12 protein-coding genes are annotated in these 12,248 nt (G+C 48.7%); all 12 read right to left on the bottom strand.

Annotation, left to right across the window (positions count from 1 at the left end):
• Positions 1–227 precede the first annotated feature (227 nt).
• Complete coding sequence (gene mfd, locus H615_RS0101335; RefSeq protein WP_027953478.1) at positions 228–3,764, bottom strand: transcription-repair coupling factor; 3,537 nt, start codon at positions 3,762–3,764, stop codon at positions 228–230.
• A gap of 50 nt (positions 3,765–3,814) precedes the next feature.
• On the bottom strand, positions 3,815–4,045 hold the full coding sequence (gene fin, locus H615_RS0101340) for an anti-sigma-F factor Fin (RefSeq protein WP_027953479.1): 231 nt from the start codon (positions 4,043–4,045) through the stop codon (positions 3,815–3,817).
• Positions 4,046–4,126: 81 nt separating this feature from the next.
• A complete protein-coding gene (gene pth / locus H615_RS0101345) occupies positions 4,127–4,690 on the bottom strand; it encodes an aminoacyl-tRNA hydrolase (RefSeq protein WP_027953480.1) in 564 nt (187 codons plus the stop codon).
• 173 nt (positions 4,691–4,863) lie between these two features.
• Complete coding sequence (locus H615_RS0101350; RefSeq protein ID WP_027953481.1) at positions 4,864–5,520, bottom strand: 50S ribosomal protein L25/general stress protein Ctc; 657 nt, start codon at positions 5,518–5,520, stop codon at positions 4,864–4,866.
• Between the two features lie 79 nt (positions 5,521–5,599).
• Complete coding sequence (locus H615_RS0101355; protein WP_027953482.1) at positions 5,600–6,553, bottom strand: ribose-phosphate diphosphokinase; 954 nt, start codon at positions 6,551–6,553, stop codon at positions 5,600–5,602.
• A gap of 15 nt (positions 6,554–6,568) precedes the next feature.
• A complete protein-coding gene (gene glmU, locus H615_RS0101360) occupies positions 6,569–7,948 on the bottom strand; it encodes a bifunctional UDP-N-acetylglucosamine diphosphorylase/glucosamine-1-phosphate N-acetyltransferase GlmU (protein ID WP_027953483.1) in 1,380 nt (459 codons plus the stop codon).
• Between the two features lie 146 nt (positions 7,949–8,094).
• Positions 8,095–8,394 (bottom strand): septation regulator SpoVG, encoded by a 300-nt coding sequence (spoVG, locus tag H615_RS0101365; RefSeq protein ID WP_027953484.1) that lies wholly within the window; start codon positions 8,392–8,394, stop codon positions 8,095–8,097.
• 175 nt (positions 8,395–8,569) lie between these two features.
• The gene (gene purR / locus H615_RS0101370) at positions 8,570–9,388 is read right to left on the bottom strand and encodes a pur operon repressor (RefSeq protein WP_027953485.1); all 819 of its coding nucleotides are present in this window, start codon (positions 9,386–9,388) and stop codon (positions 8,570–8,572) included.
• 61 nt (positions 9,389–9,449) lie between these two features.
• A complete protein-coding gene (ispE, locus tag H615_RS0101375; protein ID WP_027953486.1) occupies positions 9,450–10,316 on the bottom strand; it encodes a 4-(cytidine 5'-diphospho)-2-C-methyl-D-erythritol kinase in 867 nt (288 codons plus the stop codon).
• Between the two features lie 126 nt (positions 10,317–10,442).
• The gene (locus H615_RS0101380) at positions 10,443–10,622 is read right to left on the bottom strand and encodes a small, acid-soluble spore protein, alpha/beta type (protein WP_027953487.1); all 180 of its coding nucleotides are present in this window, start codon (positions 10,620–10,622) and stop codon (positions 10,443–10,445) included.
• 182 nt (positions 10,623–10,804) lie between these two features.
• On the bottom strand, positions 10,805–11,065 hold the full coding sequence (gene veg / locus H615_RS0101385) for a biofilm formation stimulator Veg (RefSeq protein WP_027953488.1): 261 nt from the start codon (positions 11,063–11,065) through the stop codon (positions 10,805–10,807).
• Between the two features lie 277 nt (positions 11,066–11,342).
• Complete coding sequence (yabG, locus tag H615_RS0101390; RefSeq protein ID WP_027953489.1) at positions 11,343–12,215, bottom strand: sporulation peptidase YabG; 873 nt, start codon at positions 12,213–12,215, stop codon at positions 11,343–11,345.
• Between the last annotated feature and the right edge of the window lie 33 nt (positions 12,216–12,248).

Consider the following 12,248-nt stretch of genomic DNA (forward strand, 5'->3'; position numbering starts at 1 on the left):
AACCTATACACCCTTGGTCTGGTTTTTTTCATAAATAATGTAAACCTATCCTCAAGCAGGATAGCACCCCTCTGATTTTCAACTTGTTAAAAATCAGCTTCAAACTTGGACGCTCGTCCGCGGATAAGGAATGATCTATACTCCTGGAGGCATAAAAAAAAAGCCTGGAGAAAAACACAGGGTTTCTCTCCAGGCCGGACCACCCTGCAGCAACAGGGTGATATTTATCAGGCTGTTGTTGTTTCTCTCATCATCTCCGGCAGACGGCCGATGAATTCTTCCACAAGCCTGTAGCGGTCGAATTCCTGTTTGCGGTCCCATGTGAAGGTCACCTTCAGCTGGCTGTCCTCGGTGCCGAGCTGAACCATCCTTCCATAAGAGTTGGCAAAGTCGAACAATTTGGATCCATCGATGTCACGGCTCTGTTCCGCTTCCATCACCATTTCGATTTTCTTCTTCTTCTCTGCGACGGATTCAATCCTGGCCCGCTTCGCCTGCAGCTTGATGCTGGAGACACGGAAGAGATTTTCCACTTCTCCCGGGTAGTCCCCGAACCTGTCGATCAGCTCATCCCTGAGGTCCTGAATATCCTCGACAGACTCCACCGCCTGGAACAATTTGTACATATCGATTTTCTGTTTTTCATCAGCGATGTAATCATCCGGAATATAGGCATCCACGCTCAAATCAAGCTCCGGCTGGAAAGGCTGGACTTCTTCCGGCTTTTTGCCTTGACGCTTCGCTTCGATCGCATCTTTGAGCATTTGGGAATACATATCAAAACCGACCGAATCGATATACCCGTGCTGCTGGGAACCGAGCAGGTTACCGGCTCCACGGATGGACAAGTCACGCATGGCAATCTTGAACCCGGATCCAAGCTCGGTGAATTCTTTGATCGCCTGGAGCCTTTTTTCTGCTACTTCTGTGAGCACCTTGTCTTTCTGATACGTAAAGTACGCGTAGGCTACACGGTTGGAACGTCCGACACGTCCACGCAGCTGATACAGCTGACTAAGCCCCATCCGGTCCGCATCATAGACAATCAAGGTGTTCACGTTTGGAATGTCCACCCCTGTTTCAATGATCGTCGTACTGACAAGCACGTCAGACTCCCCGCCGAGGAAGGAGAACATAACGTTCTCCAGTTCCGTTTCATTCATCTGTCCATGAGCAAAGCTCACCCGTGCTTCCGGAACAAGTTCAGCAATCTCCTGCGCCATCCGTTCAATATTCTCCACCCGGTTAAACAGGAAGAACACCTGACCGTCCCTTGCCATTTCCCGTTCCACTGCTTCCCTCAGGAAGATCGGGTTGTATTCCAGTACGTACGTCTGGATCGGGAATCGGTTGGCCGGCGGCGTTTCAATCACGGACAAATCACGAACGCCGAGCATCGACATGTGCAGTGTTCGTGGGATCGGCGTCGCTGTAAGGGTCAAAACGTCGACATTGTTTTTCAACTGTTTGATTTTCTCTTTATGCTTCACCCCGAAACGCTGCTCTTCATCCACAATTAAGAGACCGAGGTCCTTGAACTCGACGTCCTTAGAAAGAACCCGGTGGGTACCTACGACGACATCAACCAGTCCTTTTCTCAACCGGTCTGTCGTCTCCTTCTGCTGCTTTTTCGTGCGGAAGCGGCTCATTAGGCCTACATTGACACCGAAGCCCTGAAAGCGTTCCTGAAGCGTCTCATAATGCTGCTGTGCAAGAATCGTCGTCGGTACGAGCAGTGCCACCTGTTTGCCTTCTGCAATCGCTTTGAAGGCGGCGCGGATCGCCACTTCGGTTTTCCCGTAGCCGACGTCCCCGCAGAGCAGGCGGTCCATCGGACGGATCTGCTCCATGTCTGCCTTGATCTCTTCGATACAGCGGAGCTGATCCTCTGTTTCCTCATACGGGAAAGCTGCTTCAAATTCACGCTGCATTTCGCCGTCTTCCTGAAAGGCATGCCCTTTGGATGCTTCACGCTCGGCATACAGTTCGATCAAGTCATCAGCAATATCTTCAACAGAGGACTGCACACGGCTTTTGACTTTTTTCCATTCACTGCCGCCCAGTTTATACACTTTCGGTTCCTTGCCTTCAGAACCGACATATTTCTGGATCATATCGATCTGATCGATCGGGACATACAATTTGTCGTTCCCCGAGTAATTCACCATCAGGAAGTCCTTATGACTTCCTCCCATTTTCAGCGTTTCAATTCCGAGGTATTTCCCGATTCCGTGACTGGCGTGCACAATATAGTCGCCGACTTTAAGCTCCTGATAGTTTTTGATCCGTTCGGCGTTGGACATCTTCTGTCTGCGTTTCGGCTTGGCCGTCCGCTTTTTGAACAATTCCTTTTCCGTCAGAACGGCCATTTTGTGCATCGGCCATTCAAAACCGCTGCTGATGTTGCCGATCACAATGGTCGGCTTCACAAGCGGGAGTTCCGGTTCCCCTTTAGCAGGAACAGCTTCAATATCGTAATCCGCCAGCACTCCCTGGATCTTCTCCTGGCGGTTTCCGTCCGGTGCGAGAATCACGACAGAGTAGTCCTGCTTCTCCCAGCGGTCCATCTCATTTTTCAATAAATTCATCTGTCCGTGGAACTGCTGCATCTGCCGACTGGAAATATTGACGATGTTCTGAGGCTGGGTATTGGCAATATGACGCATAAAAACAGATAAATAAAGACGGGGGTGTTCCATTTTATTCCACGTATCCTGCCAGTCAAAGGATAAGCGGAGATCGCGTACCGACTGATTCGCCTCGAGCATGCTCTGCAGCCATTCACCCTCTTCCTGATCCAGACGGTGGGCGGTTTCCTGTATCCGGCTCATCTCATCTAAAACGATAAGCCCGTCCTTAGACAAGTAGTCTAGTAGACTGACAGGCTCCTCATAGAACATTTCAATGTACTTATACATTTCCTGGAATCGTTCCTGCTGCTTCAGACGCTCCAGGTCATGATCAATGACCCGGCTCAACGTTTCCTTGGATTCGGTCTGCGTCAGCTTCTTCAAGGAATGAGCCAGTGCGTTTTCCAGACGATGGTGGGCTCTTGTAAAGTCCTCGGACGTCAACAGCAGTTCTGTCGCCGGCCCGATGGTGACAGCCTCCACCTTTTGATGGGAGCGCTGGGTTTCTGAATCAAAGGTCCGAATCGAGTCCACTTCTGTATCGAACAACTCGATCCGGTACGGGAATTCGGCGGTTAATGGATACACATCCAGAATTCCCCCACGAAGAGAGAACTCCCCCGGGGTCGCCACCATTTCCGTACGCTCATACCCCATACTGATAAACCGTTCCAGGTAATCCTCCAGGTTGATTTCTTCTCCAACACGAAAAGGGAGCAGGTTACGCTCCCAATAGGATTGCGGCGGCATCATACGTTTCAAAGCAGCTACAGGTGCGATCAATACACCCTTTTCCTGATTCAGCCACTGGCTGAGCGCTTCGATTCTCTGACTGCGGAGTTCAGGACTCGCAACAGCGATTTCCGATGCAATCAGTTCATTGACCGGATACAGATGAACCTGATCAGGGTCTGCAAGCTCCTGCATGTCGTCATACAGCTGCTGTGCTTGTATCAATTGATGAGTGACAAGAATAACCGGACGATCCAGGGATTGCTGAAGAAGAGAAATCATCAGGCTCCTGGAGGCTCCGGATAGACCAGCCACCATTTGTTCTTTCATTCCGGATTGAAAGCCTTCAATCACGGACTGTACATCTTCCTTTGGATGTAAATAATCCTTTATCCCTTGCATAACGAATTCCTCCACCACCTTTTCCCCCAGCAGAAGCTGGGGGTCGGGATTTACTGAATAAAATGGTCCAGTTCATGGTAATGTGGATGTTCGTCCAATGATTCTTTACACGAGTCACAGATCGTCCGTATATTCATACCGCCATCAGCGGTCATATGAACCATCTGTTCCTGATCCTGATCATTCAACAGATCAAACCCTAGTTGAGAAACATCCACGTGTGCTGCATCTAATTCTCCAACCTGATTCTCACAATGACGGCAGAAGTATCGTATTTTCATGTCCATCCTCCTTGAAGGGGTGATGGTAGATAGTGTTACCGTCCTTGTGGTCCGTTATACGAACTCAGTAGTAAACAGGTATCATTTCATATTGTACGTATTCATCACTTCGTCAAAGGTCTGACCGACCCATGCCTCACATGCTTTCACAGCGTAATCGATACTGTCTTCGACGTGAGGAATCTCTTCTTTTGTAAACGTTCCGAGCACATGATCGATGACGGTTTTGGAGCCTTCCGGGCGTCCTACACCGACACGAAGCCGTTTGAACTCCTTCGTACCGAGATGGTCGATGATACTGCGGATGCCGTTGTGACCTCCGTGGCCGCCTTTTTTGCGCAGGCGGATTTTTCCGGGGGGAAGATCAAGGTCATCGTAAACGACAAGGATATCCTCCACATCCAGATCATAATAATCCATCAGCGGTCTCAGCGACTCTCCTGACAAATTCATATAGGTCTGTGGCTTCAGGAGCACCACTTTCTCGCCATCCATACGCTCCATTGTATATAAACCATTGAATTTCTTTTGACTGAATGACCAGTTGTTGCGTTCCGCCCATTCATCAAGCACCATAAACCCGGCATTATGACGGGTCCGGTCATACTTCTTTCCCGGGTTGCCGAGACCAACAATACATTTCATAATGAACTCCCTTTTTCTCTAATACCATCTATTATAGCAAAGCTGAATCAAAAATAATGTCAAAACACGCTGGAAAGGCCGATGTATTCCTACCATCCCCTTTTCCATCGTTTCTAAACACAGAAAAGGGGCGGGCCTTTATGGCCGCGCCCCTTGATCCATGGGATTCTGTTTTACTGTTTCGCTTCATCCGTTCCAGCTTTTTCGTCCTCGAATTTCTCTTCGGACGCTTCTGGATCAGCATCAACTTCCAACGGTTCCGGTTCTTCCTCCGGCATTTCCTCCGGTGGTGTTACGGAAACAATGGTCGTATTGTCATCTTCTGTAATTTCATAATTACGGGAAGCTTTCAGATCACTGACCATCACGCTGTCACCGATGTTCAATTCAGAGATATCCACGACGATTTCTTCCGGAATATCTGCAGGTTTTGCACGAACGGCAAGGTCATAAAGCGGCTGCTGAACGACACCGCCTTCTTTGCTGCCGGCAGCTTCTCCTTCCAGACGAACCGGTACTTCCACATCCATCTCCTGAGACATGTTCACGACATAAAAGTCGGCATGGATCAATTCATCCTTCAATGGATCCACCTGATAGTCATGCAGCATCACATCAACTGTATCTTTACCTTCGATATTCAGGGAAATGATCGCATTCTTCCCTTCATCACGAACAGTTTTAAGTAACTCTATGCTGTTAACAGCAACCGTGATCGGTTCTTTGTCATTTCCGTAAACAACACTTGGGATACTTCCCTCCTGGCGCAGTTCACGCGTGACGGATTGTTTGAGATTTTGTCTTTGTTTCGCTTTCAACGTAATAGCCAAAATAATCAACCTCCATTAATTTACCAATCATTAATAAAAGTTTCCCATTAAAGCAGAGTGCTAAACGTATTTTTGTAAATTAATCGAATAGTATGCTGATGGACTGGCGTTCGTGAACACGGATAATCGCTTCGCTGATCAAGCCTGCTACGGAAAGTTCCGTAATCTTACCGCTCGCTTTTTCTTCGCCGAGCGGAATGGTATTGGTCACGACCAATTCTTTAATTTTAGAGTTCTCAATCCGGTCAATCGCCGGTCCGGATAAGACAGGGTGCGTACAGCACGCGTAAACCTCAGTGGCTCCGTTTTCCACGAGCGCATTGGCGGCGAGGGTAATGGTACCTGCTGTATCGATGATATCATCGATCAGAATGGCCGTCTTCCCTTCGATGTTTCCGACAATGTTCATCACTTCCGCGACGTTCGGTCGTGGACGGCGTTTATCGATAATCGCAATCGGAGCCTTCAGACGGTCGGCCATTTTACGGGCACGGGTTACACCGCCGTGGTCCGGGGATACGATGACGACATCATCAAAATTCTTCTCTTCAAAGTAATCAGAAAGAATAGGTACTCCGACAAGGTGATCGATCGGCAGGTTAAAGAACCCTTGGATCTGCGGTGCGTGCAGATCAAGCATAAGGACACGGGAAGCTCCCGCCGTTTCAAGCAGATCGGCAATCAATTTGGCCGTAATCGGCTCACGGGCACGGGCCTTACGATCCTGGCGGGCATAGCCGTAGTAAGGCATAACAACATTGATGGTACGGGCAGATGCACGCTTAAGAGCATCGATCATAATCAACAGTTCCATGATGTGCTGGTTGACAGGCTCGCAGGTCGATTGGACGATATACACATCGCAGCCGCGGATACTTTCTTCGATATTGATTTGAATCTCTCCGTCACTGAAGCTTGTAACTGTACATTTCCCAAGTTCCACTCCAATGTTGTCCGCTATTTCCTTCGCAAGGCCCGGGTTCGAGTTAAGCGAGAATACTTTCAGTTTTGAATCTTTATATCCAGTTGGCATGGATGTTACCCTCCGTTAATCTTTTTTGATCGATTTCATTTTATTTGCATAGCCCTCTTTGTTCGTCTGTCTTGAACGGGCAATAGACAGTGCCTCTGACGGTACGTCCTGATTGATGGTGGATCCGGCTGCCACATAGGCTCCCCGGCCGACCGTTACCGGTGCGATCAGATTGGAGTTGCAGCCGATAAAGGCATCATCTTCGATTGTCGTCAAATGCTTGTTCTGACCGTCGTAATTGACGGTAATTGTACCGCAGCCGATGTTCACACCGCTTCCCACTTCCGCATCTCCGATGTAGCTGAGGTGGGAGGCTTTGCTTCCGTCTCCGAAGGAGGCTTTTTTCACTTCAACAAAATTGCCGACTTTTACATCATTGCCGAGATCAGACTGCGGACGGATGTGGGCGAACGGTCCGATCTGCACACGGTTTCCGATACGGCTGTCTGAGGCCGCGCTCTGCTTGATCGACGTTTCCGCTCCGACATGACAGTTGCTGATTGTCGTATGAGGACCGACGACAGCATCATTTTCAATCGTTGTCGTTCCTTCAATGACGGTTCCCGGATAGATGGTGACATCCTGTCCGATGGTGACATCAGGACCGATATACGTCTGATCCGGATCGATCAAGCTGACACCATTTCTCATATGTTTCTCGTTAATGCGTGCTTTCATTAATTTTTCTGCTTTTGCCAGAGCTACACGGTCGTTGACTCCAAGGGATTCAGAGAATTCCGGTGTCTGATAGGCACTGATTGTTTCCCCGCGGTCTTTAAGAATTTCGACCACATCCGGAAGGTAATACTCTCCCTGAACGTTGTCATTGGAAACATTTTTCAATGCGTCAAAAAGCAGGGCATTATCAAAGCAGTACGTTCCTGTATTGATTTCCTGAATCGCCTGTTCTTCTTCTGATGCATCCTTCTGCTCTACAATACGTTCCACCTGGCCGTTTCCGCCACGGATGACACGTCCATATCCATGAGGGTCATCCGCGTGAGCCGTTAAAATGGTGGCTTTTGCGTTCTGCGCTTCGTGATGATCGAGAAGTTTCTGAAGGGTTTCAGCTGTCAATAGAGGCGTATCACCACAGACGACAACAGTCGTTCCTTCTTTATCAGCAAGGATGTCATCGGCCTGTTGAACGGCGTGGCCTGTGCCCAGCTGTTCTTTCTGGACGACATAATGACTGTCCGAACCAAGCTGTTCCTGAACTTTTTCCGCTCCAAATCCTACTACTGTAATCAATTCACTTAGATCTAATGTATTCAACTGGTCGACGACATGCTGAACCATCGGTTTCCCACATACAGGGTGCAGAACCTTGTACAGTTTCGATTTCATACGTGTCCCTTGTCCAGCTGCCAGTACGACGGCATATCGATTCGTCATGAAAGAACCTCCATCCTAATTATCCACTTTGAATCATATCTTAATCCAGGGGTATTTTCAACAATATAGGACAATGCATGAAGGTTTTACCAGAACAGAAAAAAGAGCCTAACCGCATCGGTTAGACTCTTGTTGTTTCCTAAGTATCAGGAGGCCCCGGCTTCTTCGAATTCCACCTCTGCTCCTTCCTCTTCACCAGCCTGGTGATAGGCTTCAAGTACAGCGTCCTGGATCTTTCCACGTGTACCTGAATTGATCGGGTGTGCAATGTCACGGAACTCTCCATCCGGAGTCCGCTTGCTCGGCATCGCCACAAACAATCCGTTGTTGCCATCAATCACCCGTATGTCATGGACAACAAATTCCTGGTCCAAGGTAATAGAAGCAATTGCTCGCATTCTTCCATCGGTATTCACGCGTCGCAGTCTTACGTCAGTTACTTCCATTAATTTCACCACCTTTTTTATCCAAAAGAACTTATGTAACACAAATTCCACAAAACGGGAAAAATTCCTGCCTGTTTTCTAAAAAATTTTTATATTCGATGAACTCCAGGCTCCCTGATGGTTTTCCGGCCATGAAAAAAGCCCTCATACAAAAGAATGAGAGCTTTGGAAAAGGTTAGATATTTTCAAGCAGATTGCCCGGACGGACTTCGATGGTTGAACGGCGGTCGTCCGCATTGACGATCTGGACGAGCGATAAATATTCTTCCACCACCCGGTCCTCCTCTTCATCTTCCGCTTCTGCGAGGACGCCGATGCCGGCAAGTTCTGCGTTGAATTCTTTTAACAGGTTCCGCATGCCGTTGATGGTTCCGCCCGCTTTCATAAAGTCATCAATGATGCAGACTCTCGAGCCTTCCTGGAGGGAACGCTTCGTCAGTACCATGGTCTGGATTTTACGGGTGGAGCCTGATACATAGTTGATGCTCACCGTGGAACCTTCTGATATTTTAGGATCCCGGCGGGCAATGACGACTGGAACGTTCAAATACGAAGCCACGGCATAAGCTAAGGGAATCCCTTTGGTTGCCACCGTCATGACGACGTCAACACCTTTGTCCCGGAAGGCGGAGGCGAACATCCGGCCGATATTCCTCGTCGTCTCCGGGTCCCCGAGTATATCACTCATAAACAAATACCCTCCGGGAAGCAGACGTTCCGGGTCCTCAAGACGATCACAGAGCTGATTGACGAACGTGCGGCTGTAATCTTCCGAGAATACAGGAATGTACTTCACTCCTCCGGCGGCACCGGATATCGTTTCCAAATACCCGATCCCCTCATGCTGGAACATTTTATTAATGATGCCAAGGTCTTCACTGATGGAGGACTTGGCCGCTCCGTACTTTTCTGAGAAGTAGGGAAGGGAAATCAACGTTCTCGGCTGGTCCAGGATAAAATGCGTCATCGCAACGAGCCTTTCACTTCTTTTCATAGTAAGGACACCTCAAAATCCGAATATTTTAGTTAAATATAACAAATATGTACGGAATTTATCAAGTGGTTTCCCGGTAACCAAGCATCCTTACCATATAAACCTCCGTACAGAACCCTTTCAGGCTGTTGTAAATCCGCTGGGCACGGGCATCCTGATCAACAAGACAGAACACCGTCGGTCCGCTTCCGCTCATGAGCACAGCGTCCGCACCAGCCTGCTTCATCTGCTCCTTGATCTGGCCGACTTCCTGATGAAGACCGAGAGTGACACCTTCCAGTGTATTGCCGACATGTGAGCAGATCCCGTCGTAATTTCCGTCCTTCAGTGACTCGACCATCGCCGTGGTATCAGGATGAAGCGCTCCTTTAAGGTCCAGGTTCTGATAAACCGTCTGGGTTGATACGCCGATAGTCGGCTTCGAAAGAACGACCCAGCATGGCGGCGGAGCCGGCAGCGATTGAATTTTTTCACCACGACCGGTCGCAAGCGCTGTTCCTCCGTAAACACAGAACGACACGTCCGAACCGATTTCAGCACCAAGGACGGCCAGTTCATCCATAGACAGGCCGAGGCCCCACATCCGGTTCACTCCGCGCAGGACAGCCGCTGCGTCACTACTTCCCCCGGCCAGACCAGCCGCAACGGGAATGTTTTTTTCAATATGAATATGCACACCTTTTTTTACACGGAAACGATCCTGGATCAGCTTTGCCGCCCGGTAGGCAAGGTTTCGTTCATCATTCGGAACAAAGCGGCTTTCAGATTCCACTCTTACGACAGGTTCACGTAGAAGGGTCAACTGGATGCGATCCGCTAAATCAACGGTCGTCATCACCATTTCAACTTCATGGAAGCCGTCCGGTCGTTTATGTAAAACATCTAAGGACAAATTTATCTTGGCAGGAGCTTTTTCTAAAATCTGCATATAAGCACCTCTTCTTCTGGATTATCTGAAAGCATTGTACCATATTTCGCACCTGGAAGAGGAAGAAGGACCTGCAAAACAGATAAACCTGTAAAACCCCTTGATGCCCGGCATCAAGGGGAACGTTCAGTTTCGGTTTTTCACCATTTGTTCTTCTGCCATTTGTATCGCCCGTTTGACCATGTTGCCGGCATCGCGCCCAGAGATGCCGCCCCAGCCATCTTTCTGTACCTTGTCGTAAAACCCAAGTTCCTTCGCGATCTCTTCTTTAAACGAATCGGACATCATGCTGCGCTTACGTCCCATCGTTCTCAGCTCCTTTCGCTTTCACTCAGCTACGACAACGTTAGTATGTGCCAAACCACTCACCGGATAACCGGTAGTTCTATACAATGCTGGCAGGAACTTCTACAATAAAGCCGCCCGCAGAGGGCAGACGCATGGCTTTCCGTAATGAAGGCAAAATAAAAAAGCAGCAAACGGAAGGTTCACTGCTCAAGGGCCAAAGTCTTAAGGTCATCAAAGGTCAGTTCGACTGTCTCTGTAAGTACATCTGCATAGCTGTATGATACACGTTCAAATGCATTTTCTTCCTGGTCAAGCTCGACAATGAAAACCGCAGGATAAGTTTCTGCTAAAACACCGGAACGCTCAATCGTCTTGCGGCGCCCGCCGTTTGCTTTCAAAGTTAGTCGTTTACCAATCTGTCCTTCTAGGGACTGCTTAATTTCACCTAACGTTTTAGCCACTGCACTCCACCTCACTGTTTATAAGAATACCACAGACTATGGACAAAGTCAAATAAAGTTATCAATTATACCAACTGATCGAAAACATTGCAACAGAATGATATAAATAATTACTCTTGGTTAGGTTATCCATAAGTAGGAAAAGTATGTAGTTTTTTGCGGAATTTCTGCAGGGTTGAATCAGCTGGAATCCAGTGCCGGATGATTCGAAACAAGGGGATGACTGCACGTCGGGCCATCCAAAAAGTGAATAGCCGTTGTTTGTTGGAAACAACGGCTATAATTCTTCCTGATTTTTCGTATAGGGGATGCCGATCCGAAGAAGTCCCTTCGTCTCAATTCCGCCAAGCCCATCCTGACCACTGATGGTGTTGCGGATAACCTCCCATATATTGATATGATCCTTGAACGACGTATATGCCACTCTGGCTGCTACATACACAGGATCAATGGCGTGGATGTTCACCCGGGATGGTGAGCTCGCAAAATTGGCCCCGGCACGGATGATCGATTCAAAATGCGACTGGCAGGCTCCTGCAAATACGACCAGCTGATCGAAATTAGGGTAGCTCCGCCTGATGTTCCTCACAGCTTCGACAAAGTACTTGGAATGGCGGTACGATTCCAGTTCTCTGACCGGACCCTTCGCTTTCGAATACGAGTCATGTCCCGTTAAAACGACGATTTCCGGATGGACTTTTTCTATTAAAGGCAGGACTTGGTGAGGCATTTCCTTCTCATGGAGATACTGTCCGTGTACCTGCAGGCCAAGCTGCTCATATAAGGCAATGCATTTTTTTAAAAACAACGGATCCCCATCAATATGGAGAATGCGGGGCGGGATTTGAAAGTAGCTCGTTTCTTCATCGGTTCCGTAGCCGCTTCCTGCATCCGCTTCCCGCTGTTCCCTTAACAGCCGGTAATCCTGTCTGAATAAGCGGTAGGAAAAGGCTTCCTGCTCCTCCACGCGGCTTTTTCTACGGTGGTACTCCGCGCCTGTGACTTCTTCCACATCATCCAGCGGGGCGTCCGCCTCGAGGCGGATATGCTCACCCATCAGCTGGACGACGGAAGAGGATTTCTCCTTCACACGGAAAATTACATCGTGCTGATAAGACTTCCTCGTAACGAGGTCTCCATTTGATATCATTTCTTCCCCACCTTACTCTAAGCACTACATTAG

The organism is Halobacillus kuroshimensis DSM 18393 (genome assembly GCF_000425705.1).
GTDB classification, from domain to species: domain Bacteria; phylum Bacillota; class Bacilli; order Bacillales; family Halobacillaceae; genus Halobacillus; species Halobacillus kuroshimensis.

Coding starts and splice junctions, on each gene's coding strand:
- glmU (WP_027953483.1), bottom strand. CDS start 7,948: ATGACGAATCGATATGCCGTCGTACTGGCAGCTGGACAAGGGACACGT.
- purR (WP_027953485.1), bottom strand. CDS start 9,388: ATGAAAAGAAGTGAAAGGCTCGTTGCGATGACGCATTTTATCCTGGAC.
- spoVG (WP_027953484.1), bottom strand. CDS start 8,394: ATGGAAGTAACTGACGTAAGACTGCGACGCGTGAATACCGATGGAAGA.
- pth (WP_027953480.1), bottom strand. CDS start 4,690: ATGAAATGTATTGTTGGTCTCGGCAACCCGGGAAAGAAGTATGACCGG.
- yabG (WP_027953489.1), bottom strand. CDS start 12,215: ATGATATCAAATGGAGACCTCGTTACGAGGAAGTCTTATCAGCACGAT.
- ispE (WP_027953486.1), bottom strand. CDS start 10,316: ATGCAGATTTTAGAAAAAGCTCCTGCCAAGATAAATTTGTCCTTAGAT.
- H615_RS0101380 (WP_027953487.1), bottom strand. CDS start 10,622: ATGGGACGTAAGCGCAGCATGATGTCCGATTCGTTTAAAGAAGAGATC.
- fin (WP_027953479.1), bottom strand. CDS start 4,045: ATGAAAATACGATACTTCTGCCGTCATTGTGAGAATCAGGTTGGAGAA.
- H615_RS0101355 (WP_027953482.1), bottom strand. CDS start 6,553: ATGCCAACTGGATATAAAGATTCAAAACTGAAAGTATTCTCGCTTAAC.
- mfd (WP_027953478.1), bottom strand. CDS start 3,764: ATGCAAGGGATAAAGGATTATTTACATCCAAAGGAAGATGTACAGTCC.